The organism is Mycobacterium neglectum (assembly GCF_002591975.1).
Classification (GTDB): domain Bacteria; phylum Actinomycetota; class Actinomycetes; order Mycobacteriales; family Mycobacteriaceae; genus Mycobacterium; species Mycobacterium neglectum.
In genome coordinates, this window is record NZ_NVQE01000005.1 from 146,934 (window position 1) to 168,564 (window position 21,631).

Below are 21,631 nucleotides of genomic sequence, written 5' to 3' on the forward strand. Positions count from 1 at the left end.
CCGAAGTGACTCGACTGCAGCTATGCCGACGCCAACATTCGAGACTCTGCTCTACAAGACCGAGCCACCGGTCGCGACCATCACGTTGAACCGGCCCGAGCATCTCAACACCATCGTTCCGCCGATGCCGGATGAGATCGAGCAGGCCATCGGAGCAGCCGAACGCGACCCCGCCGTCAAGGTGATCGTGCTGCGCGGCGCCGGGCGCGCGTTCTCCGGCGGCTACGACTTCGGCGGCGGCTTCGCGCACTGGGGCGACGCCATGAACACCGATGGTCGCTGGGATCCCGGTAAGGACTTCGCCATGGTCAGCACTCGCGAGACCGGCCCCACCCAGAAGTTCATGGCGATCTGGCGGGCGTCCAAGCCCGTCATCGCGCAGGTACACGGCTGGTGTGTGGGCGGCGCCAGTGACTACGCACTGTGCGCGGACATCGTCATCGCCAGCGACGACGCGGTCATCGGGACTCCGTACGCCCGCATGTGGGGTGCCTACCTCACCGGCATGTGGCTCTACCGCCTGAGTCTGGCGAAGGTGAAATGGCACTCGCTGACCGGCGAGCCACTGACCGGAAAAGAGGCCGCCGCAGTCGAACTCATCAACGAGTCGGTGCCGTTCGAGCGCCTCGAGGCGCGCGTCAAGGAGATCGCGGACAAACTCGCCCGGATCCCGCTGTCTCAGCTGCAGGCCCAGAAGCTCATCGTCAACCAGGCCTACGAGAACATGGGGCTGGCCTCGACGCAGACGCTCGGCGGCATCCTCGACGGCTTGATGCGCAACACGCCCGATGCCCTGACGTTCATCGAAACCGCTGAGGCACAGGGTGTCCGGGCGGCCGTCGAGGAACGCGACGGACCGTGGGGTGACTACAGCCAGGCGCCGCCGGACCGTAGGCCCGATCCGTCGCACATCATCGAACCCTAGAGCCCGGCTAGTCCCGCCGGCGCAGGCCGCCGAGCAGCGACACGGCGACCCCGAACACCACGAGCACCCCGCCGGCGGCCAACGTGAGGTTAAGCCAGTGGTGCGCGCTCATTTCGGCCTGGCCCACCATCACGTCGGCAATCTGCCGGATATCGCCCGCAGTCTGATTCAGCGCGACGTCGACGTAACGACGCGACACCTCCAGCGCGGCCCAACCCGCAGCACCCACCATGAGTGCCGAAACACCGAGCGCGGCAAGCGCTTTGCCCCGCGATCGGGCCGCGGCCAGCACAAGCAACGCAGACAGACCCGCCAGTATCGTCGACCCGACACTCACCCACGGACCCCAGGTTGACAACATGCGCAGCTGGCCGGGCCGCAGCGCAGAGGACTCTGGCACGGTGATCGGCACCGTCAGCGTCTGCGGCACGTCCAGGTCGAGGTCGCCGAGCGTTTGCCTGATCGACGCATCGTTGAGCATCGGCGCGATGTCGACCAGCCAGCGGCCATCCGCGCCGTCCTCGGACCGGATCGAGTCGGTGAACATCCAGCGATGTGCGATTCGGTTGGCCTGCGCGAACTGACCGGGGAATCCCTCGTTGCCGGTGTAGGCCGTGACGACGTTTCCGACGAGCTCGGTGTTGAGGGTGCCGTACCCATTGTTGGCGGCGAAGTCGCTGATCTGCCGCGACAATTCCGAGGCCATCGCGCGCTGCAACGTCGGATCGTGCGCCGCGGTCGCCGCCAGCGCGGCGTAACCGTCCTCACTGACCACATTGCGCTGCGCCCACATCGTCGGGACGGCCACCGCAAGCAGGACGGTCGTGACGAGCCACAGGAACATGGTCGTGACGAACCGCACGCGTCCTCCTTACCCGACCGGACGCGGGCTGCGCTCAGTCGGTCAGCGCGCGTCCCACGATGAGGGGGTCGGCCTCGGCCACCACCTCACGGTCCTTGTTGTCGTAGTCGAACTTACCGAGCACGTGTCGCATCGCATTGATGCGGGCGCGCTTCTTGTCGTTGCTCTTGACCACCGTCCACGGGGCGATATCGGTGTCGGTGAGGGCGAACATGTCCTCCTTGGCGGCGGTGTACGCGTCCCACTTGTCCAGCGACGCAAGGTCGGTGGGCGAGAGCTTCCACTGCCGGACGGGATCGACCTGACGGATCGTGAAACGGGTGCGCTGCTCACCCTGTGTGACCGAGAACCACAGCTTTGTCAGGCTGATGCCGTCGTTGACCAGCATCTGCTCGAACAGCGGTGCCTGGCGGATGAACTCCTCATGTTGGTCGGGTGTGCAAAAGCCCATTACGCGCTCGACGCCGGCGCGGTTGTACCAGGACCGGTCGAACATCACGATCTCCCCCGCCGCTGGTAGGTGGGTGACGTATCGCTGGAAGTACCACTGCGTGCGCTCGCGCTCGGTGGGCTTCTCGAGCGCCACGACGCGGGCACCACGGGGGTTGAGGTGCTCCATGAAGCGCTTGATGGTGCCGCCCTTGCCCGCCGCGTCACGGCCCTCGAACACGATGACGTGCCGCAGCCCGTTCGATTGGCTCCACTTCTGCAGCTTCAGCAGCTCGATCTGTAGCAGCCGCTTGTGCTCCTCGTATTCGTGGCGCGACATGCGCTCGTCGTACGGGTAGCCCGCACGCCAGGTGTCGACGTCGGCTCCGCTGGGATGGTGCACCAGCACCGGGTCGTCATCGTCGTCGTCACGGACGCTGTAGTACTCGGTTCCCTTGAGCTCAGTCACCGGCAGAAAATAGCGACCCACCCGTAAGCGAGCGTGACGACGAGGTGAACGACAGGTGGCGCGGAGGCGCTACTTGGCGGTGCGCTTGGGCCGGATCAGCGCCAACTTCGTCATCATCGTGTTCATCCGCTTGAGCGCACGCAGCGAGTTGTTGTAGTAGTTGCCGCCCGCTCCGACGTTGGTGCGGGGAGCGACGACAACCTCCTGACGACAGAACTTGCGCACACCGTCCGCGCCGCCGAAGCGGGCTCCGATGCCCGATGTCTTCCATCCGCCCATCGGCGCGGTGGTGCACATCAGGTTCGATATCACGTCGTTGATGTTGACCGCACCGCAATCCAGTTCCACTGCAACGTCTTTCGCACGGTCGATGTCCTTCGAGAACACCGATGCGCTGAGGCCGTAGGGGCTGTCGTTCGCCAAGCGCACCGCTTCGGCAACCGTGGCGACCTTCATGATCGGAAGGGTCGGGCCGAACGTCTCCTCCATCATGCAGTCCATCGAATGGTCGACGTCGACGAGCACCGTCGGCTCGTAGAAGCTGCCGGGGCCGGCCGCCCGCTTGCCACCGGTGAGCACCTTCGCGCCCTTGGCGACGGCGTCGGCCACATGACGCTCCGTCACAGCGACTTGGCTGTCGTCGATCAGCGCGCCGAAGTCGTGCCCCTCGCCCGCACCCATCTTCAGGTTCTTGACGTCACGCACCACGGCGGCGACGAACGCGTCGTAGACCGATTCGAGCACGTACACCCGCTCGACGGAGACACACGTCTGACCTGCGTTGAAAAATGCACCCCAGACTGCAGCATGCGCGGCGAGGTCGACGTCGGCGTCCTCGAGCACGACCATCGGATCCTTACCGCCAAGCTCCAGGCTTACCGGCGTGAGCCGCCGCGCAGCACGTTCGGCCACCTTCGCGCCGGTGGCCGACGAGCCGGTGAACTGGACGTAGTCGGCGTTGTCGACGACGGCCTCCACGGCCGGTCTTGCCCCCTGAACGATCGCCATGACCTCGGGTGCGCCGGAGTCGGCCCAGCCACGCAACAGCAGCTCCGCGGTCAGCGGGGTGCGCTCAGAGGGCTTGAGCAGGACCGCGCATCCCGCCGCCAACGCCGCGATGCCGTCCATCAGGAGGTTCGCGACGGGGTAGTTCCATGGCGCGATGATGGCGACGATGGGCCGCGGCCGGTAATGCACCGTCACCTTCTTGATGTTGAGGAAGGGCAGCGACGCGGGCCTAGCCTCGGGCGCCAGCGACTTCTCCATCGTCTTGATGTAGTACGAGGCGATCATGATCAGCAGCGGCACCTCTTGGGCGGCGTCGGTCGCCGACTTGCCGGTCTCGGAGACCAGCAGCTGTTCGATCTCATCGCGGTGCTCGCCCATCCACACGGCGAAGCGGGCCAGCACCTTGGCGCGACCTTTGGGGCCGCGGGCCTCCCATTCGCGTTGCGCCCGACGCAGACCTGCCGCGATGCGGGGCACGTCGGCCGGGTCGGTCCACCGCACGGTCCCGGCTGCGGCGCCGGTCGCGGGGTTGAGAATGGTGCCGACTTGCGATTCCGGGGGCAGAGCTACTTCGGGTGTCGCGGTCATAGACCTATGTTAACCACCTCGTGTGACGTAAATCGCACCGGGGTTGACACGTGTCAAGTCACGCCAGGCCACCAGCGCGGCGCAGCACACGATGGACGTCCCGAGCAGCATCCCGCCGATGGTGTCGGTGAAGTAGTGGAAGGTGGAACCCACGCCGATCATGGCCAGCGTCGCGTACGACACCGCGATCAGAAGCGCCCACAACGCACCACCCGCCACCAAGACGAAGAGTCCCAATACGACCGTCGTCGTCGTGATGTGTCCGCTCGGATACGCGAGGCCGTCACCCTTCATGCGCCCGAACAGCGGCTTGATGAATTGCACGAGCAGATAGGCGGCCGGCGGCAACACGACCGCGACCGCCGCGAGTCGCCGCCACCGTCGGTACAGCGCCATGCCCACCACGGCGAATCCGAGGATGGCGAGCGACAGCGGATTCGCGAGGTAGGACAGCGCCCGCGCGACGCTGTTGTCGTGCTCCTGGAACCAGTCGTCGAGCGGGATGGGTCCCCTACGAACGGCGAGCCCCAGCAGGATCATCGCCGCCACCCCGACAATCGGCCACCACCACCGAATACGAATCATGCAATGCCGCGCACGTAGGCCGCCTGGCCCAGGTGCTGCGCACTGTCATCGATGATGCTCACCAGCCGTACACCGGCGGTCACCGGCGGATCCCACCGTTCGTCGACGACGCGGCTCAACTCCTCAGGCGTGACCGAGGAGATGTATTCGAGGGTCGCCTTGTGCACACCGTGGTAGTAGCCGGCCAGCAGATCCGCTGATGCGCGGACCCGGCCGACCTCGTCGGGCCCGTCGCCGTAACCCATCGCATCGCGTGGTAGATCGAGGCCGAAACGGTCGACCCAGCCGTCGCGGAACCAGACCTGTTCGGTGCCCGCAATATCGGCCAGCTGGAGGTCATGCTGGCGTGCACTGTGCCAGATCAACCACGAAATGCTGTTGGCATCCGCGGTCGGCCGGAAGAACGCGATCTCGTCGGTCAGCCGGTCGGTCAGGCCCTCGACGTGCTCGATCAGCCTCGTGAACGAATCCCGGAGCAATGCGCGAATCGCCTCATCAGAGCTAGCCATGCCCTGACGTTACCGGTGTCGGGCGTAACGAAAGCCCTTCGGCAACCCGGCCTCTGCAACCTGACCATAGAGGTCTTCACCGGGAAGTCCCTCGGTGATGATCGATCGCGCCTCGATGAGCGCCTCCAGATCGACGCCGGTGCGCAGACCCATGCTTTCCAATAGATAGACGAGGTCTTCGGTGACGATGTTGCCGCTCGCCCCTGGCGCGTAGGGACAGCCGCCGAGCCCGGCTTGCGACGAGTCGAAGGTGGTGACTCCGACATCGAGCGCGGCGACCACGTTGGCGAGCCCCTGCCCACGGGTGTTGTGCAGGTGTGCGCCACCGCTACGCTCGCCGAGTTCGGAGCGCAACCGCGTGAACAGGCGCCGCACCTGGGTCGGGTTGGCGTGGCCGGTGGTGTCCGACAGTCCGACACTGTCCGCGCCCTTTTCGGCGGCTGCCAGCGCCAGTTCGATGACCCAATCCTCGTCGATGGGGCCTTCCATCGTGCATCCGAACGCGGTGGAGATACCCACTTCCAGGCGGAGGTCGGGAGTTCCGGCACGCAGGTCGACGATGGCGGCTACTTGCTGCACGGCCTGTTCGGGAGTCATGCCGATATTGCTCTGACTGTGCGCCCGTGAGGCCGAGACGGGCATGGTCAGGCTTCGCGCCCCCGCAGCGACTGCGTTCTTGGCACCGATCACGTTGGGCACCAAAGCAAGCACCTTCAGATTCGGAATCGTCATCGCACCGGCGACGACGTCGGCGGCATCCGCCATCTGTGGCAGGAGCTTGGGAGAGACGAACGAGCCGACCTCGATCTCCCGAAGGCCGGCGTCGGCAAGTGCGGAGATCCACCGGCCTTTCACCGCCGTCGGCATCGTGCGGTCCACGCTCTGCAGCCCATCGCGTGGACCGACTTCGCTCACCAGGACGTCGATCTCGGATGTGCGCGCCGCGCGCGCAGTGTTCGTCATCCGCCGACCACCACGCCGTTGATCGCGCCGGCCGGGGTCTCCCCGCGGTAGGTGGCGAGAATGGCTGCCGCGGCCTCCAGTGCGACGCGACGCAGCGCCGCGTCAGTCTGCCCGGCGATGTGGGGGGACAGCACCGTGCGCGGGTGTGCGAGCAGCGGATTGCCGTCCGCTGGCGGCTCGCACGCGAGTACGTCGAGGCCGGCGCCGACTATTTGGCCGTCATCGAGGCACTTGCGCAGTGCGTGCTCGTCGACCAGACCGCCGCGGGCGGTGTTGATGAGGATCGCACCGGCCGGTAGGGCATACAGGGCGCTTCGATCGATGATCTTCTCCGTATCGCGGGTGAGCGGAAGATGCAGGGAGAGCACGTCACTCGCGGCCAGCAGCTCGTCGTGTCCGAGCACTTGAACGCCGAGTGCCTCGGCGTCTTCGGCTGACAGGGCGGGATCACTGACAACGACGGTCATCCCCAGCGCCGAGGCGATCGCCGCAACGCGCCGACCGATACGGCCACCGCCCAATAGGCCCATTGTGCGGCCACCTAGCTCCAGACCGGTGAGCGCGCCACGGGCGCTGACCCACCGTCCGTCTCGGACCGCGCGGTCCGCGGTGGTGACGTTTCGCGCCACCGCGAACAGCAGGGCAAAAACGTGTTCGGCCACGGCGCCGGCGTTGGCGGCGCCGGTGGTGGTGACCGGGATACCGCGTTCAGTCGCCGCGTCGACGTCGACGGTGTCGTATCCAGCGCCGTGGCGGGCAATTATGCACAGGTTCGGAGCGAGATCTATGTCCCTTCTGCGGAACTCGGCGGTGCGCAAGAGAACACCGGTAGTTCGCGCCGAGACCGAACGAAAGTCAACGGCGCCAGGCCCGTAGCCCAGTGCAACGTCGCCGTGTCGACGCAGCTGAGCGAGGGCTTCGTCGGCGACTGGTCGGGGAATCCACGTCAGCGGTGAGGAAATCATCGTATGGGTTTTGCGTTGGCGATCCGCTTTGTCGCCTCTTGGGTTTCGATCTGCGCCGCCTTCTCTACCGTGTCCGCCAAGGAGATACGGGGGACTACGGTGACGCCGTCGCGATCGGCGACCACCGCGTCGCCCGGCCAAACGCACACGCCGCCGACGGCGATCGGCTGCAGGAGCCGGAACGGACCGTGCTTGTAGGGGCCGGCTGGGGTGGACGCGCGCGCGAAGACCGGCACGTCCAGTTCCCGAAGGGCGTCGATGTCGCGGGCCGCACCGTCGATGACGAAACCGGCGACGCCGCGAGCCTTGGCTTTGATTCCGATCATCTCGCCGATGAGGGCACGACTCTTATCTCCAGACCCGTTGACCACCAATATGTCCCCCGGCGCCACGAGGTCAAGGGCAGCATGGACCGCGAGGTTGTCGCCGGACCGCGTCCAGACGGTGAACGCATTGCCCACCAACCCAGCGGTCGGCCACTGCGCCTGGATCTCAGAGTCGAGAGCGCCGAAACGCTCCATCGCATCGCTCACCATCGCCGGCCCGTAGTGGGCCAGCGAGGCGAGCAGGCCGGGATCGCACCGGTCGAAATCGGCGATTTCAGGCGTGGTAATGGTCATCGGGATCCTTCTGCGCGGGTGCGGTTTTCATACTCGGCAAGAACATCGGCTGTATCAGCACCGAGAATCGGAGGCGGCGCGACCGGGCCTATCGCCTCGCCGTCAACATGAATCGGACTGCCCAGCAGACGCAGGCTGCCACCACGCGATGACGGCGATGCCACGGAGTGGATCAGGCCGCGGGCGCGAATATGCTCGGATTCCAACGCTTCTCGAACGGTGACGACCGGCGCGGCGGGGACCCCGCTCCGTACCAGATGTGCATCCCACTCGCTTGCGGATCTCTCGCCGAGGGTTGTTTGCAGCTCGTCACTTAGTTCGCGACGGTGTTGTTGTCTAAGGTCGCGCGTGTCGAATCTGTTGTCGGAAAGTAGATCTCGACGCCCCAATACGTCACATAGCGTTTCGAACTGCTCCTGCTTGTTCGCGGCGATGTTGAGGTCGCCCTGCGCGGTGTCGAACGTGCCGGACGGCGCCGAGGTGGGATTCTCATTGCCCATCGGGCGCGCATCCCGCCCGGTGATGAGCTGGTCGGAAACCACCCAGCCCATCGAGACGATCGCGGCTTCGAGCATCGAAACATCAAGGAAGGCGCCTTCTCCGGTCTTCTCCTTTCTGACCAGGGCTGCGCAGATCGCAAACGCGGCGACCATTCCGCCAATGCTGTCGCAGATCGGCACGCCGACGCGCAGTGGCGACACCTGCTCGGTTCCCGTCACGCTCATCAGACCGGACAACCCCTGGATGATCTGGTCGTACGCCGGACGATCTCGCATCGGGCCTGTCTGCCCGAACCCCGAGACAGCGCAGTAGATCGCCGATGGGTTGATCGCGCGCACTGCGTCCCAGCCGAAACCCAGTCGATCCATGACGCCTGGCCGGAAGTTCTCGAGTATGACGTCATAGTCAGCAACCAGCGTCGTGAAGACGTCGCGGTCGTGCTCATCCTTGAGATCCAGTGCGACCGATCGCTTGCCGGCGTTCTGTGCCAAGAAGGACGCTCCGAGGTGTTCGCGGCTGAGGTCGGGATCGGCTCCGAGCTGACGAGCCAGGTCGCCGCCGTGTGGACTCTCGACCTTGAGCACGTCGGCGCCGAGCAACGCGAGTTGATAGCCGGCGAATGGGCCGGCGAGAACGTTGGTGAGGTCGAGAACTCGAACCCCCTGCAGCAGAGGACGACTCATAACAACTCCTCGACACCGCCGAGCCCGAATCCGGAGATCTCCTTGGCCGCGTCTACCGCCGCGCCGACGGCTGTCTCCAGCCGCTCTCCGGTCAGTCGCGAAGTGGGGCCGCTGATGCACAGCGCGGCCAGCACGCGCCCGTCGGCGGCGACAATAGGTGCGGCCACCGCACTGGCGCCGTCTTCCCGTTCGCCATGGCTGACGGCAAAGCCGACACGACGCGCCTCGTCGACCTCGGCACGCAGCCTGGCGACGTCGAGACTCGGATTCAGAATCGTGAGGTCGTCGAGCATCTGCGGGGCACCGGTGAGCAACACCTTCGCGGCGGAACCGGCCCACAGCGGCATCGGCGTGCCGACCTCGACGACGTTACGAACGGTATGGACGCCCTGCTGCTGCGCGATGGACATCCGCGTCGCGTCCTGGCGCACGTAGATGTTGACCGTCTCGCCGCAGGCGTCGACGAGCCTGCGCATGCTGGCGACGGTCTGCTCATTCACCTCCCAGAGGGCGCCGGCCATCCGCACCCACCGCAACATCCCCGCCCCCAGCGTGTAGGTGTTGTCGGCACGGACCGACAACAGCGCGCGAGATTGGAGATTGGCCAGCAGTCGCACCACCGTTGTCTTGGGCAGCCCGCTGCGTTCCACGATCTCGCGCAGCGTCAGAAACGGGCGGTGATGGTCGAAGAGGTTCAGCAGGTCCAGTGTGCGCGCGACGCTGCGGACCGAGGAATCGCCAGCCAAGCGCCCTCCTCATGGTCGGTGTCTTGTGAGGGTGAAAGTACCTGAAAGCGATCGATTAATCCACACCATGGTTTCTATAGACCATCAGATGGGAGGTGCTATAGGGTCGGCTGCACCAACCTGTGACAAGGAGCACAAGGTGAGCGTCTTGCGACCGCGGCGTTACCGCCGCCTTACCCCTGCGATCGCCTTGGGCGTGAGCGTCGCACTTGCCCTGGCAACTGCGTGCGCCCCCGGCCGGGAGGACAGTGGTGGTGGCGACGCCGCCGCGAACTATCCGACCAGGCCGGTCGAGCTGCTGGTTCCGGCGGCTCCCGGCGGCGGCTGGGACCAGACCGCCCGCGGATTGCAGCAGGTGGTGCAAGAAGCGAAGCTGACCGACCAGAGCGTCGAGGTCATCAACCGGGAAGGCGGCGGCGGCGCCACAGGTCTCGCCGAGCTGACAACCAATGACAAGGGCGATCCCTACTCACTGATGATCGGCGGCCTCGTGATGATCGGCGCCCTCAAACAGGCCAACTCACCGCTGTCGATCACCCAGGCCACGACGATCGCGACACTCACCTCCGAAGCCGAGGCGTTCGTGGTGCGCGCCGACTCGCCGTTCCAGACGATCCAGGACGTCGTCGACGCGTATCGGGCCGACCCCAAGTCCGTCATCTTCGGCGGCGGTTCGGCCGGCGGCTCGGACCACATCGTCATCGGCCAGATGCTGAAGGCCGCCGGCCTCTCGCCGGGCGAGATGAACTACATCGGCTATGCGGGCGGCGGCGAGGCGACGGCCGGAATCCTGTCCGGGGATGTCCAGGTCGGAGTGTCGGGCGTTTCGGAGTTCGCCGGGCAGGTCGAGAGCGGCGAGATGCGGCTCCTCGCGGTCAGCTCGAAGGATGAGATCGAGGTCGGCGGAAAGCCCGCGCCGACACTGAGCGGAGCTGGCATCGACGTCGACTTCGTCAACTGGCGGGCGATCTTCGCCCCACCCGGGATCAGTGCGGCCGATGCCGAGGGGATCACCGCGTTCGTCGACCGCATACACAGCTCCGAACAGTGGAAAGCGCTGCTCGAGCAGCGTGGCTGGACTGACGACTACCGCACCGGCCAGGACGCGACCGACTTCGTCTCCGAACAGGAGCTGCAGACGGCGTCGACTCTCGACGAGCTCGGGCTGTGAGCATCGAGAACAAAGTCCACGACACCAGCCCCGACGATGACAGCACACAGCATGTCGACGAGGAGGTCGAGGCCGCGTCGTCCGTGGCACCCATCGTGTTCGGCGTACTCGTCCTCGCCGTCGGGGTCGTCCTGCTGTGGCAGGCCTGGCGGGTCCCAGGTGAACTCGATCCGCAGGGTCCACGGTTCTTGCCCGTCGCCCTCGCAACCGGATGGATCCTGCTCGCGATCGCGTACCTGGCGAGCGCCATAGCCGCGCTGGCCGGTCGGCGCGTCGATATGGCCGCCCAGCGGCTCGACCATCTGCCGCGGGTGCTGGCTCTCGTGGTCACGTTGGTCGCCTATGCCTATCTGCTGGAGTACGCCGGCTACCTGATCTCTACGTCCGCGCTCTTCGCGGTGTGCGCGACGATCCTGGGCAATACCCACCACATTCGCGCCGCGATCGTAGCCGTCGCGCTGACGGTGGCCGTCTACTTCCTCTTCACGCAGGGACTGAATATCCACCTGCCCACGGGAGTGCTGCCGGTATGACCGTATTCACCGACCTGCTCGGTGGTTTCGCGACGGTCTTCTCACCGACCAATCTGCTTCTCGCCGCTCTCGGCGTCACACTCGGCACGCTAGTCGGGGTCCTGCCCGGGATCGGTCCGGCGGTGACCATCGCCCTGCTGTTGCCGATTACATTTCAGTTCGATGAGCCCGCAGGGGCGTTCATCCTGTTTGCAGGCATCTACTACGGGGCGATGTACGGCGGCTCGACCACATCGATTCTGCTCAACACTCCGGGGGAATCGGCATCGGTTGCCACTGCCCTGGAAGGCCATGCGATGGCACGCCGGGGCCGCGCCCGAGCAGCGCTGGCCACGGCCGCGATCGGCTCGTTCGTCGCGGGCACGATTGCCACCGTCCTGCTCACCTTCGTCGCGAAGCCGATCGGTGAACTCGCCAAGTCGTTCACCGCAGCCGACTACACGGCGTTGATGGTTTTTTCGCTGCTCGCGGTCACCGCACTGGTCGGTCACTCGATCGTGCGAGGACTGCTGGCGCTGCTGTTGGGTGTCACGCTCGGCTTGGTCGGATTGGATGCGCTGTCGGGTCAGGCCCGGCTGACCTTTGGGCAGCCACTGCTCTATGACGGGATCAGCGAGGTGATCCTCATCATCGGGCTGTTCGCGATCGGCGAGACCCTCTACGTGCTGGTCCGCGGCCGCACTAAAACGGGCGTGCTGGCACCGCTCGACCCACCGCGCAAGGGCGACATCTTCTGGATGAGCCGCCAGGACTGGCGGCGATCGTGGGGACCGTGGCTGCGCGGCACGGGCGTCGGCTTCCCGTTCGGCGTGCTACCGGCCGGCGGAGCCGAATTGCCCACGTTCCTGTCCTACAGCTACGAGCGGAGGCGGTCGAAGGGGAAAGCTGAGTTCGGCAAGGGTGCGATCGAGGGCGTCGCCGGCCCGGAAGCGGCCAACAATGCGTCGTTCTCCGGCGTGCTGGTGCCGCTTCTGACCCTTGGCCTGCCGACGTCGGCCACGGCGGCCGTGCTCATTGCGGCGTTCCAGATCTTCAACTTGCAGCCCGGGCCACAGCTTTTCGATAACTCACCCGAGCTCGTGTGGGCGCTGATCGCGTCGCTGTACATCGGCAACGTCATGCTTCTGCTGCTCAACCTTCCGCTCATCAGGCTGTGGGTGAAGGTGCTGCAGATCCCCCGGCCGATGCTCTATGCCGGCATCCTCGTGTTCGCCACGCTGGGCGTATACGCAGTGTCGGGGAACCCGATCGACCTGCTCATCGCGTACGCCATCGGCGTCGTCGGCATGTTCATGAGGCTCTACGACTTCCCGATCGCCCCAGTTATCCTGGGCGCAATCCTGGGTCCCAACCTCGAGAGCCAGCTCCGCCGTGCACTCACCGCGTCCAACGGCGACTGGAATGTCTTCGTCAGCCGTCCGTCCTCGGCGATCATTCTGGCGCTCGCGGTGGTTGCCGTCGTGGTGCCCTATGTCCCGTGGCTGATCCGACGCCTGCGAGGCGAGCCCGCCGAGAAGACGAAGGTAACCGTCGGAGAGGAAGACTGACACTTCCCGGCGTAGTGCCTAGTCCTGCGGCTGCGCCCCGTGGAACACCGCCTCGATGTTGTTGCCGTCGGGGTCACGCACGAATGCGCCGAAGTAGCCGGGGTGATACTCCGGCCAGATCCGCGGCGCATGCAGGGCTTCGGCGCCCGCCTCGACTGCGGCGTCATAGAACGCCTGCACAGCATCGGTGCCTGCGGCCTGGAAGGCGAAGTGCACTTCCCGGTTGGGCCCTGCCGCCTCGCCCGCGCTCATGTCGGCTATCCAGAAATCGGGCTTGCCCTCTGAGCCGTAACCAATGGCGACCTGATAGTCCATTTGGCGGGTGTATCCGAGCACGCCGAGGACCTTGTCGTAGAACGCCTTGGATTCTTCCCAGTTCGCACAGTTGATTCCGAAGTGGTCAATCATCCGGCCATCGTAGATTCGACCTATGACATACGAATTCGTCATCCGGAACGGCACCATCGTCGACGGACTCGGCGGCGAACCGTTCGTCGGCGACGTCGCGGTCTCCGATGGTGTGATCACCGCGGTGAGCCGCGCAGACGATCCCGCAGTGAGCCGCGCAGACGACCCCGCGATCGGCACCGGCGCGAAGGAGATCGATGCGACGGGGCTACTGGTAACTCCGGGGTTTGTCGATCTGCACACGCATTACGACGGGCAGGCCATCTGGAGCGACCGGATGACTCCGTCGTCGGCGCACGGTGTGACGACGGCCGTCATGGGCAACTGCGGCGTCGGCTTCGCACCGTGCCGAGCCGAGGATCACGACGTGCTCGTCGACGTGATGGCCGGCGTCGAGGACATCCCCGGCGTTGTGATGGTCGACGGGCTGCCGTGGACGTGGGAGACCTTTCCGCAATACCTCGACGCCCTGGATGCACGGCAACGGGACATCGATGTCGCGGCGTTCCTTCCGCACTCCCCACTGCGGGTCTACGTGATGGGTCAGCGCGGAGCAGATCGCGAACCCGCGACGGCGGAGGATCTCGCGTTGATGCGGAAACTCGCGAGCGAGGCCATCGAGGCCGGCGCACTCGGTTTCGCGTCGTCGCGGCTGGCCACTCACCGCACCGACGGCGGCGAGAAGATCCCGAGCTTCAACGCCGCCGAGGAGGAGATCCTCGAAATCGCCCGCGGCGTCGCCGACGCAGGCGGCGGTCTGCTTCAATTCGTGCCCGACATCCCCGCGGGCGGCTTTCAGCCGGTGCTGCAGCAGGTTTTCGACGCCGCGGGCGAGGCCGGTCTGCCGGTCACCTTCACGCTGCTCGTCCTCAATGGAGGCGACCCGCTATGGCCGGAGGCCATCACGATGGTCGAGAAGGCCAACGCCGCGGGCGGCGACATCACCGCGCAGGTGTTCCCGCGACCGATCGGGCTGATGATCGGGCTTCAATTGACCGCGAATCCGTTCGTGCTGTTTCCGAGCTATCAGGAGATCGCGCACCTTCCGCTGGCCGAGCGCGTCGCCCAGATGCGCAAACCCGAAGTGCGCGAACGTATCCTGGCCGATAAGCCCGGCCCGGGCCTAGTCAATCCGCTGGTACACCTGGCGCAGATGTGGGAGTGGGTGTTCCCGCTCGGCGATGACGCCAACTACGAGCCCGACCGCTCGATGAGCATTCTGAAGCGGGCCGAGGCTCGCGGCGTCTCTCCGATGGAGGAGGCCTACGACAGGCTCCTCGACGACGACGGCCATGCCATCCTGCTCGGGGCGATGGCCAACTTCCAGGACAACTCGCTCGATACCGTCGGCGAACTCATCCGTCGCGACGACGTGGTGCTCGGCCTCGGCGACGGCGGTGCCCACTACGGGATGATCTGCGATTCGAGCTTCCCGACCTACATGCTGGCGCACTGGACCCGCGATCGGGCGAAAGGCCGGCTGACGATTGCCGAAGCGATTCGGGAGCTGACGTCGGCTCCTGCCCGAGTGGCCGGGTTGGCCGACCGAGGCCGAATCGCGGTGGGCTACAAGGCCGACCTCAACGTGATCGACCACGCCGGAGTGAAATTGCACAAGCCGACGATCGTCCACGACCTGCCCGCCGGAGGCCGCCGCCTGGACCAGACCGCCGAAGGCTACGTGCTGACGATCGTGTCCGGAGAGATCATCAGCGAGAACGGCGAGCCCACTGCCGCCCGCCCCGGCAAGTTGATCCGTGGTCGCCAGCCCGCACCCGCGGGCGCATGAGCAGAGTCGCTCCGGTCGCTCCGCCATGGAGCGACGAGGATGCCGCGGGCATCAACAGTTGGGGCCATCCCGACCGCACCTACGAACCCCTGCTGTTGGTGCGGTGTCTGCAACGGCATCCCAATCTGGCCTCGCGGTTGCGCAAGCTCGGCGAATCCCTTTACATCGAAGCACTTTTGCCGCCGCGGGTGCGCACGATCGCGATACTGCGGATCTGCGCACTGGTGCACTGCGAGTACGAGTGGGGCGGGCAGGCCGCGTTCTGGGGTCCGATCGCCGGTGTCAGCGACGACGAATGCGACGCGATGGTCACCGGACTTGATCCGGGGTGGAGCGAGTCCGAACGCACGCTGATCGCGGCCGTCGACGAACTGGACAGCACCGGCGCATGGTCGGAGCACACGTGGAACCGATTGGGAGACAGCCTGAGTGATGAGCAGCGACTGGAGCTGCTCATCGCCGTCGGCTGGTACCGGACGATCTGCACACTGTGCAACGGGATGGCCCTACCGGCAGAGGGCTGGATGCGGCAGTGGCCGCAGTCAGCCGACTGACTTGCTGTCCCGGCGCAGCGCCGGGTGGTTGCCGGCGAGCAATTTGAGTAGCACCTTCCGCGGAAGTGCCTGCATCAGACGGGTACTCAGCTTGTTCTGCACGCCCGCGATCACTGTTCCGCGATCGTTCTCGAGTGCGTCGACGCCGACCTTAGCGACGTCGCGCGACGGCATCCACAGAAACTTCGGAAATGCGTCGAATTCCTTCTCGTCCATACCCGCCGATTGCAGGAACTCGGTGCGCACCGGGCCGGGGCACAGGGTCGCGACGGTGACGCCCGTCCCTTCCAACTCGCCACGCACACCTTCGCTGTAGCTGTGCACGAAGGCCTTTGTCCCGGCGTAACCGGACTGGCCGGGAAACGGGTGAAAGCCCGCGGTCGAGCCGACGTTGAGGATCGCGCCGCGGCCGCGGGGAACCATCTGCTGTACCGCGCGGGTGGTCAGGTCGATGACGGCCTCGACGTTGACGCGCACCTGGGCGATCTCGTCACCCGGCGTTGACTGCTCGACCGCGCCCATCGTGCCGATACCGGCGTTGTTCACCAGGATGTCGATTGACAGTCCGCGGTCGGCGATCTCGTCGAACAACGTCGCGCGCGCTTCGGGATCGGCGACGTCGCAGGCGATCACCTCGACTCGCACGGCGCCTGACAGTTCGTTGGCCAGGTCGCGCAAGCGTTCCTCGCGGCGAGCCACCAGTGTGACGCCGTGGCCACACGCCACCAGCTCACGAGCGATATCAGCGCCGATGCCCGACGATGCTCCGGTGACGACGGCGGTGGTGGCCGGTGACGGCGAGGGAAGAGCCATGGCTCGAACATACGCGGTCGTCGTATCCTAGGGTTATGAGCGTCAAGGTGGATCTGGACAAACTCGCCGACGCGCTGGCGGGCTTCTCGTTCGGCTACCTGATCACCGTCAGCGACGATTTCCGCGCGCACACCGTGGCTGTCGAACCGGTGCTCGTTGAGGGCATCTTCGACGTCGGACAGATGGGCTCCAGCACCCGCCGCAACGCCGCTGCTCGTCCCGACGTCACCGTCCTATGGCCTCCCGCTGAACCCGGCGGCTACACCTTGATCGTCGATGGCCGCGCCGAGGTGGCCGATCGCGGTCTCACGGTCGTCCCCACCCGCGCGGTCCTGCACCGCAGAGCCACCTCCGACTCTGGGGCGACGAGCCCCGACGGTCTCCACGACTGCCTGCCCTTGAAGTAACTGCCTTCGCCGCGCTAGCTCGACTGTGCGGTGTTATACGCAACTCGCCGGGCGTAGCGGATGAATCCGCACAATCACCACGTCTTGGGGCATCCACGAGCGATGAGCGCGGCACCCACGCGATCAAGAAACATCTGCGGCCTGTTGTGCAATATGCCGCTCGTCAACCTGATGTCGACCCAGCCCAGTTGTGGCAGCTGCCAGAACCGAACTGCATCTCGCGATCTTTGCCTTGAATCCGTCCAATGGTGAGCACCGTCAAAATCAACGCCGACGAGGTATTCGGACCAGCCCATGTCGATCCGCCAGACGAACCCGTCCTGACCCAACACCCGGATCTGGGTCTGAGGTCGCGGAAACCCGGCCTTTATCAACAGCAGCCGAGTGAGTGACTCATACGGCGACTCGGCTCCACCGTCAGCGAGATCAAGCGTCCGCCGCAACTGGACAAGCCCTTTCGCGCCCGGGTGTGTCGCGATGATCGCTTCGACGTCGGCGGCCTTTATGCCAGTCGCGTTCATGAGCGCATCGACACGCTGCAGCCCGTCCTCGAGTCCCAATCTCCGGCCGAGGTCGAAGGCGGTGCGTGCGGGAGTTGTCGCCGTCATACCCGCGAGCGTCTGTGTTTCACCCGGCGCGAGGATGTCACTGTGGACTGTAAGCATCGACGGCGCTCGCCGATTCGAGTGAATGAGTTCCGCAGGCAACTGGGCCTCAATCCAGTTCGCCCCTAGCAGCGACGACGCCGAAAGGCCGGCGACCACTCCGCGGCGACGCGACCACAGCCAAGCCGCCCGGGCTCGCTGCGCCGACGACAACTCGACGCCACGGGGTGCCCACACGCCTGGATAGACCCCCGCATGGAACCGTCGTAGTTCGCGGAAGGTCAAGGCCTTGGCTTCGAGGGCTTCGTCGGCTCGAAATGGCCAGTCGATCGTCTGCATATCGGCAAGGTCGCACTCCGCACCGACGAGATCGCGCCTCGGCGGCTGCTTTATCCACAGCCGATCCTGGGTCGAAAGTGCGGACTCGTACGCCCGTTCCGGCGCGTCGCGTATGAAACCGCACGCACGACACCGCGACAGCAGCTGCTGGACACGAAAAAGCCCCGACTCGCCAAGCGAGCCGGGGCCTTCTCGTGCTTACAGACTTAGAAGTCCATGCCGCCCATGCCACCGGTCGGGTCGCCCGCAGGTGCGGCCGCCTTCTCCGGCTTGTCGGCGACGACAGCCTCCGTGGTCAGGAACAGCGCCGCGATGGACGCCGCGTTCTGCAGCGCCGAACGCGTCACCTTGACCGGGTCAGCCACGCCGGCCTTGAGCAGGTCCTCGTACTCACCGGTGGCGGCGTTGAGCCCCACACCCGGCTTGGAGTTGGTGACCTTCTCGGCGACAACGCCGGGCTCGAGCCCACCGTTGAAGGCGATCTGCTTCAGCGGAGCCGACAGCGCCACGCGGACGATGTTGGCACCGGTGGCCTCGTCGCCCGTCAGCTTCAGCTCGTCCAGAGCCGGAGCCGACTGCAGCAGCGCCACGCCGCCACCGGCGACGATGCCCTCCTCGACGGCAGCCTTCGCGTTGCGAACGGCGTCCTCGATGCGGTGCTTGCGCTCCTTGAGCTCCACCTCGGTGGCGGCTCCGGCCTTGATCACCGCAACACCGCCGGCCAGCTTGGCCAGGCGCTCCTGCAGCTTCTCGCGGTCGTAGTCGGAGTCGCTGTTCTCGATCTCGGCGCGGATCTGGGCCACGCGGCCCTGGATCGCGTCGGCATCGCCTGCGCCCTCGATGACCGTGGTCTCGTCCTTGGTCACGACGATCTTGCGGGCCTGACCAAGCAGCGCGACATCAGCGGTCTCCAGCGAGAGGCCGACCTCTTCGCTGATGACCTGGCCACCGGTCAGGATCGCGATGTCCTGCAGCATGGCCTTGCGGCGGTCGCCGAAGCCCGGGGCCTTGACGGCCACGGACTTGAAGGTGCCGCGGATCTTGTTGACGACGAGCGTGCTCAGCGCCTCGCCCTCGACATCCTCGGCGATGATCAGCAGCGGCTTGCCGGACTGGATGACCTTCTCCAGCAGCGGCAGCAGATCCTTCACGGTCGACACCTTCGAGGACACGAGCAGGATGTACGGATCCTCGAGGACCGCTTCCTGACGCTCGGCGTCGGTGACGAAGTAACCCGAGATGTAGCCCTTGTCGAAGCGCATGCCCTCGGTGAGCTCCAGCTGCAGGCCGAAGGTGTTGGACTCCTCGACGGTGATGACACCCTCGTTGCCGACCTTGTCCATGGCCTCGGCGATGAGCTCGCCGATCTGGATGTCACCGGCGGAGATCGCGGCGGTGGCAGCGATCTGCTCCTTGGTCTCGACCTCCTTGGCCGACTTCAGCAGCGTCTCGGTGATCTTCTCGACGGCCTTCTCGATGCCGCGCTTCAGGCCGAGGGGGTTGGCGCCTGCCGCAACGTTGCGCAGACCCTCGCGAACGAGTGCCTGAGCCAGGACGGTGGCGGTGGTGGTGCCGTCGCCCGCGACATCGTCGGTCTTCTTGGCGACCTCTTTGACCAGCTCAGCGCCGATCTTCTCGTAGGGGTCCTCCAGCTCGATCTCCTTGGCGATGGACACACCATCGTTGGTGATCGTGGGGGCGCCCCACTTCTTCTCCAGCACGACGTTGCGACCCTTGGGTCCCAACGTCACCTTTACTGCGTCGGCGAGGGCGTTGAGCCCGCGCTCGAGGCCACGGCGGGCCTCTTCGTCATACGCAATTGTCTTAGCCATTGCGAAGTGTTCCTCCGGATTAGGGATGGCACGATTCTTGGTCGGGCTCAGTGCCCGCGACGGACGACTGGAGTGTGCGACCGCAATGCGGCCCCAGTCTCACCGTCCCGACCTAGCACTCACCGGTCGCGAGTGCCAACTGCATTTTTAGCACTCAACCATGGCGAGTGCAAGATCGGTTACCGCGCGCGAAGCCCGTCCAGAACCACCTCGGTGAGCCGTTCGGCAGCATCGGGCGACGCGTCTTGGATCGCCAGACAGCCAACCAGGATCGCCTTCACGTCGCGCGCATCGAGATCGCCTCGCACAGTGCCCGCTTGTTGCGCCGCTTCGAGAAGGTCGCGCAGCAGAGCGAGGAAGGCGTCCTCCGTCTTGGGCATCACGGCCTCGACGTCGATCTCCGAACCGGCCAGCGCGTCGGCCAGCCCACGATCGGTCGCGCCGAACTTCAACACCAGCGAGCGAAGGAACACGAACAGCGCCTGCCCCGGCTGCTCGCCCTTGGCCAGCGCATTTCCCTCGTCGACGACGCGCCGGATCCGCTCGTCGAGGACCGCCCGAAACAAGTCCTCCTTGGTGGCGAAGTGCCGATAGACCGTCCCGGCGCCGACGCCCGCCCGCCGGGCGATCTCGTCGATCGGCACCGCCAACCCCTCTGCCGCGAAGGTTTCGTAGGCCACCTCCAGCACCCGAGCACGGTTGCGCGCAGCGTCCGCGCGCAACGGCCGGTCGAGTTGAGCCACCTCACACCTCTCGGGGAATTGACAAAGCGGGGCGCGCGTTCCGTATAGTGAACCACTAACCGGGGCCATCGCCCCGTTTACCTTACAGGAGAATCTGATGTCCAAGTTCAAAATCGGCGCCGGCGCGCCTCCGGCCTGGAACACCGCCGATATCCCCGACCAGACCGGCCGCACCGCTGTCATCACGGGCGCCAACACCGGCATCGGCTTCGAGACCGCGGCGGCACTCGCGGCCAACGGCGCCGACGTCGTGCTCGCCGTGCGCAATCTCGCCAAAGGCCGCAACGCCGCCGACCGCATCACCGCGGTCGCACCCGGTGCCGGCGTGTCGGTCCAGCAACTCGACCTCAGCTCACTCGAGTCCGTACGCGACGCCGCGGACGAACTGAAGTCCCGCTACGCCACCATCGACCTGCTGATCAACAACGCAGGCGTGATGTACACCGACAAGGGCACCACCAAAGACGGATTCGAGACCCAGTTCGGCACCAACCACCTCGGCCACTTCGCCTTCACCGGCCTGCTGCTCGATCGGCTCCTGGCAGCACCCGGCTCGCGTGTGGTGACCGTGAGTAGCCAGGGACACCGCATGCGTGCCGCCATCCATTTCGACGATCTGCAACTCGACCACAACTACGACCGGGTCGCCGCCTACGGCCAGTCGAAGCTGGCGAACCTGATGTTCACCTATGAGTTGCAGCGACGTTTGCGGGGCAGCCACACCATCGCGGTGGCCGCACACCCCGGCGGCTCCAACACCGAACTGGCCCGCAACACGCCGCCGGTGCAGCGTGCCGTGATGGCCGCACTCGCGCCGCTGACGCAGAGCGCGGCGATGGGCGCCCTGCCATCGCTGCGTGCAGCCACCGATCCGGGCGTGCTCGGTGGGCAGTATTTCGGCCCGCAGGGCATCCTGGAGCAGAGGGGTTGCCCCAAAGTCGTCACCTCAAGCGAGCAGTCGTACGACATCAGCACCCAGCAGCGGCTCTGGACGGTGTCCGAAGAGCTGACCAAAGTCGTCTTCCCCATCGGCTGAG

The 21,631-nt window shown here is 65.9% G+C and carries 23 protein-coding genes; 8 read left to right on the top strand and 15 right to left on the bottom strand.

Features of this window, described 5'->3' with window-relative positions:
* Window positions 1-22 precede the first annotated feature (22 nt).
* Entirely contained in the window at window positions 23-925 is a 903-nt protein-coding gene (locus tag CSQ99_RS06555) for a crotonase/enoyl-CoA hydratase family protein (RefSeq protein WP_099038241.1), read from the top strand.
* Window positions 926-932: 7 nt separating this feature from the next.
* Here CSQ99_RS06555 and CSQ99_RS06560 read toward each other — a convergent pair whose 3' ends face one another.
* From CSQ99_RS06560 to CSQ99_RS06605, 10 genes are all read right to left on the bottom strand, one after another.
* The gene (locus tag CSQ99_RS06560; RefSeq protein WP_099038242.1) at window positions 933-1,787 is read right to left on the bottom strand and encodes a hypothetical protein; all 855 of its coding nucleotides are present in this window, start codon (window positions 1,785-1,787) and stop codon (window positions 933-935) included.
* A 34-nt stretch (window positions 1,788-1,821) separates the two neighbouring features.
* Window positions 1,822-2,685 (bottom strand): polyphosphate kinase 2, encoded by an 864-nt coding sequence (gene ppk2, locus CSQ99_RS06565; protein ID WP_099038307.1) that lies wholly within the window; start codon window positions 2,683-2,685, stop codon window positions 1,822-1,824.
* 69 nt (window positions 2,686-2,754) lie between these two features.
* A complete protein-coding gene (locus CSQ99_RS06570) occupies window positions 2,755-4,281 on the bottom strand; it encodes an aldehyde dehydrogenase family protein (RefSeq protein ID WP_099038243.1) in 1,527 nt (508 codons plus the stop codon).
* A 9-nt stretch (window positions 4,282-4,290) separates the two neighbouring features.
* Window positions 4,291-4,866 carry a phosphatase PAP2 family protein gene (locus CSQ99_RS06575; protein ID WP_141562651.1) on the bottom strand — a complete coding sequence of 192 codons (576 nt, stop codon included), beginning with the start codon at window positions 4,864-4,866 and terminating at the stop codon, window positions 4,291-4,293.
* Window positions 4,863-5,375 carry a mycothiol transferase gene (locus CSQ99_RS06580; RefSeq protein ID WP_099038244.1) on the bottom strand — a complete coding sequence of 171 codons (513 nt, stop codon included), beginning with the start codon at window positions 5,373-5,375 and terminating at the stop codon, window positions 4,863-4,865. The genes CSQ99_RS06575 and CSQ99_RS06580 overlap by 4 nt, the downstream gene beginning before the upstream one ends.
* A gap of 9 nt (window positions 5,376-5,384) precedes the next feature.
* The gene (locus tag CSQ99_RS06585; RefSeq protein ID WP_099038245.1) at window positions 5,385-6,338 is read right to left on the bottom strand and encodes a hydroxymethylglutaryl-CoA lyase; all 954 of its coding nucleotides are present in this window, start codon (window positions 6,336-6,338) and stop codon (window positions 5,385-5,387) included.
* Window positions 6,335-7,303 (bottom strand): NAD(P)-dependent oxidoreductase, encoded by a 969-nt coding sequence (locus tag CSQ99_RS06590; RefSeq protein ID WP_099038246.1) that lies wholly within the window; start codon window positions 7,301-7,303, stop codon window positions 6,335-6,337. The genes CSQ99_RS06585 and CSQ99_RS06590 overlap by 4 nt, the downstream gene beginning before the upstream one ends.
* Window positions 7,300-7,923 carry an RraA family protein gene (locus tag CSQ99_RS06595; protein WP_099038247.1) on the bottom strand — a complete coding sequence of 208 codons (624 nt, stop codon included), beginning with the start codon at window positions 7,921-7,923 and terminating at the stop codon, window positions 7,300-7,302. The genes CSQ99_RS06590 and CSQ99_RS06595 overlap by 4 nt, the downstream gene beginning before the upstream one ends.
* The gene (locus CSQ99_RS06600; RefSeq protein ID WP_099038248.1) at window positions 7,920-9,107 is read right to left on the bottom strand and encodes a CaiB/BaiF CoA transferase family protein; all 1,188 of its coding nucleotides are present in this window, start codon (window positions 9,105-9,107) and stop codon (window positions 7,920-7,922) included. The genes CSQ99_RS06595 and CSQ99_RS06600 overlap by 4 nt, the downstream gene beginning before the upstream one ends.
* On the bottom strand, window positions 9,104-9,853 hold the full coding sequence (locus CSQ99_RS06605; RefSeq protein WP_099038249.1) for an IclR family transcriptional regulator: 750 nt from the start codon (window positions 9,851-9,853) through the stop codon (window positions 9,104-9,106). Before CSQ99_RS06605 ends, CSQ99_RS06600 begins: the two co-directional genes overlap by 4 nt.
* 139 nt (window positions 9,854-9,992) lie before the next feature.
* On the opposite strand from CSQ99_RS06605, the gene CSQ99_RS06610 reads away from it, so the two are divergent.
* From CSQ99_RS06610 to CSQ99_RS06620, 3 genes are read left to right on the top strand one after another with little or no spacing between them, the layout of a single operon-like run.
* A complete protein-coding gene (locus CSQ99_RS06610) occupies window positions 9,993-11,024 on the top strand; it encodes a Bug family tripartite tricarboxylate transporter substrate binding protein (protein ID WP_176560902.1) in 1,032 nt (343 codons plus the stop codon).
* Window positions 11,021-11,557: a tripartite tricarboxylate transporter TctB family protein gene (locus CSQ99_RS06615; RefSeq protein ID WP_099038251.1), complete on the top strand. Its 537-nt coding sequence runs from the start codon at window positions 11,021-11,023 to the stop codon at window positions 11,555-11,557. The genes CSQ99_RS06610 and CSQ99_RS06615 overlap by 4 nt, the downstream gene beginning before the upstream one ends.
* Window positions 11,554-13,104, top strand: a complete 1,551-nt coding sequence (locus CSQ99_RS06620) for a tripartite tricarboxylate transporter permease (RefSeq protein WP_099038252.1) — start codon at window positions 11,554-11,556, stop codon at window positions 13,102-13,104. The genes CSQ99_RS06615 and CSQ99_RS06620 overlap by 4 nt, the downstream gene beginning before the upstream one ends.
* A gap of 18 nt (window positions 13,105-13,122) precedes the next feature.
* Here the strand turns inward: CSQ99_RS06620 and CSQ99_RS06625 are convergent, their stop codons facing one another.
* Entirely contained in the window at window positions 13,123-13,512 is a 390-nt protein-coding gene (locus CSQ99_RS06625) for a VOC family protein (protein ID WP_099038253.1), read from the bottom strand.
* Between the two features lie 22 nt (window positions 13,513-13,534).
* On the opposite strand from CSQ99_RS06625, the gene CSQ99_RS06630 reads away from it, so the two are divergent.
* Both CSQ99_RS06630 and CSQ99_RS06635 read left to right on the top strand, forming a co-directional pair.
* Window positions 13,535-15,301 (top strand): N-acyl-D-amino-acid deacylase family protein, encoded by a 1,767-nt coding sequence (locus tag CSQ99_RS06630; RefSeq protein WP_099038254.1) that lies wholly within the window; start codon window positions 13,535-13,537, stop codon window positions 15,299-15,301.
* Complete coding sequence (locus tag CSQ99_RS06635; RefSeq protein ID WP_099038255.1) at window positions 15,298-15,855, top strand: carboxymuconolactone decarboxylase family protein; 558 nt, start codon at window positions 15,298-15,300, stop codon at window positions 15,853-15,855. Before CSQ99_RS06630 ends, CSQ99_RS06635 begins: the two co-directional genes overlap by 4 nt.
* Here CSQ99_RS06635 and CSQ99_RS06640 read toward each other — a convergent pair.
* Window positions 15,844-16,668 carry an SDR family NAD(P)-dependent oxidoreductase gene (locus CSQ99_RS06640; protein WP_099038256.1) on the bottom strand — a complete coding sequence of 275 codons (825 nt, stop codon included), beginning with the start codon at window positions 16,666-16,668 and terminating at the stop codon, window positions 15,844-15,846. The genes CSQ99_RS06635 and CSQ99_RS06640 overlap by 12 nt on opposite strands.
* A gap of 35 nt (window positions 16,669-16,703) precedes the next feature.
* On the opposite strand from CSQ99_RS06640, the gene CSQ99_RS06645 reads away from it, so the two are divergent.
* Window positions 16,704-17,075, top strand: coding sequence for a hypothetical protein (locus CSQ99_RS06645; protein ID WP_099038257.1), 372 nt, complete (start codon window positions 16,704-16,706; stop codon window positions 17,073-17,075).
* A gap of 74 nt (window positions 17,076-17,149) precedes the next feature.
* On the opposite strand, the gene CSQ99_RS06650 is transcribed toward CSQ99_RS06645, so the two are convergent.
* From CSQ99_RS06650 to CSQ99_RS06660, 3 genes are all read right to left on the bottom strand, one after another.
* Window positions 17,150-18,019: a hypothetical protein gene (locus CSQ99_RS06650; protein ID WP_099038258.1), complete on the bottom strand. Its 870-nt coding sequence runs from the start codon at window positions 18,017-18,019 to the stop codon at window positions 17,150-17,152.
* 206 nt (window positions 18,020-18,225) lie between these two features.
* Window positions 18,226-19,851 (bottom strand): chaperonin GroEL, encoded by a 1,626-nt coding sequence (groL, locus tag CSQ99_RS06655; RefSeq protein WP_099038259.1) that lies wholly within the window; start codon window positions 19,849-19,851, stop codon window positions 18,226-18,228.
* A gap of 179 nt (window positions 19,852-20,030) precedes the next feature.
* On the bottom strand, window positions 20,031-20,594 hold the full coding sequence (locus tag CSQ99_RS06660; protein ID WP_099038260.1) for a TetR/AcrR family transcriptional regulator: 564 nt from the start codon (window positions 20,592-20,594) through the stop codon (window positions 20,031-20,033).
* A 97-nt stretch (window positions 20,595-20,691) separates the two neighbouring features.
* Here CSQ99_RS06660 and CSQ99_RS06665 point away from each other — a divergent pair, with 97 nt between their 5' ends.
* Window positions 20,692-21,630 carry an SDR family NAD(P)-dependent oxidoreductase gene (locus tag CSQ99_RS06665; RefSeq protein ID WP_099038261.1) on the top strand — a complete coding sequence of 313 codons (939 nt, stop codon included), beginning with the start codon at window positions 20,692-20,694 and terminating at the stop codon, window positions 21,628-21,630.
* The last annotated feature ends 1 nt before the right edge of the window (window position 21,631 follow it).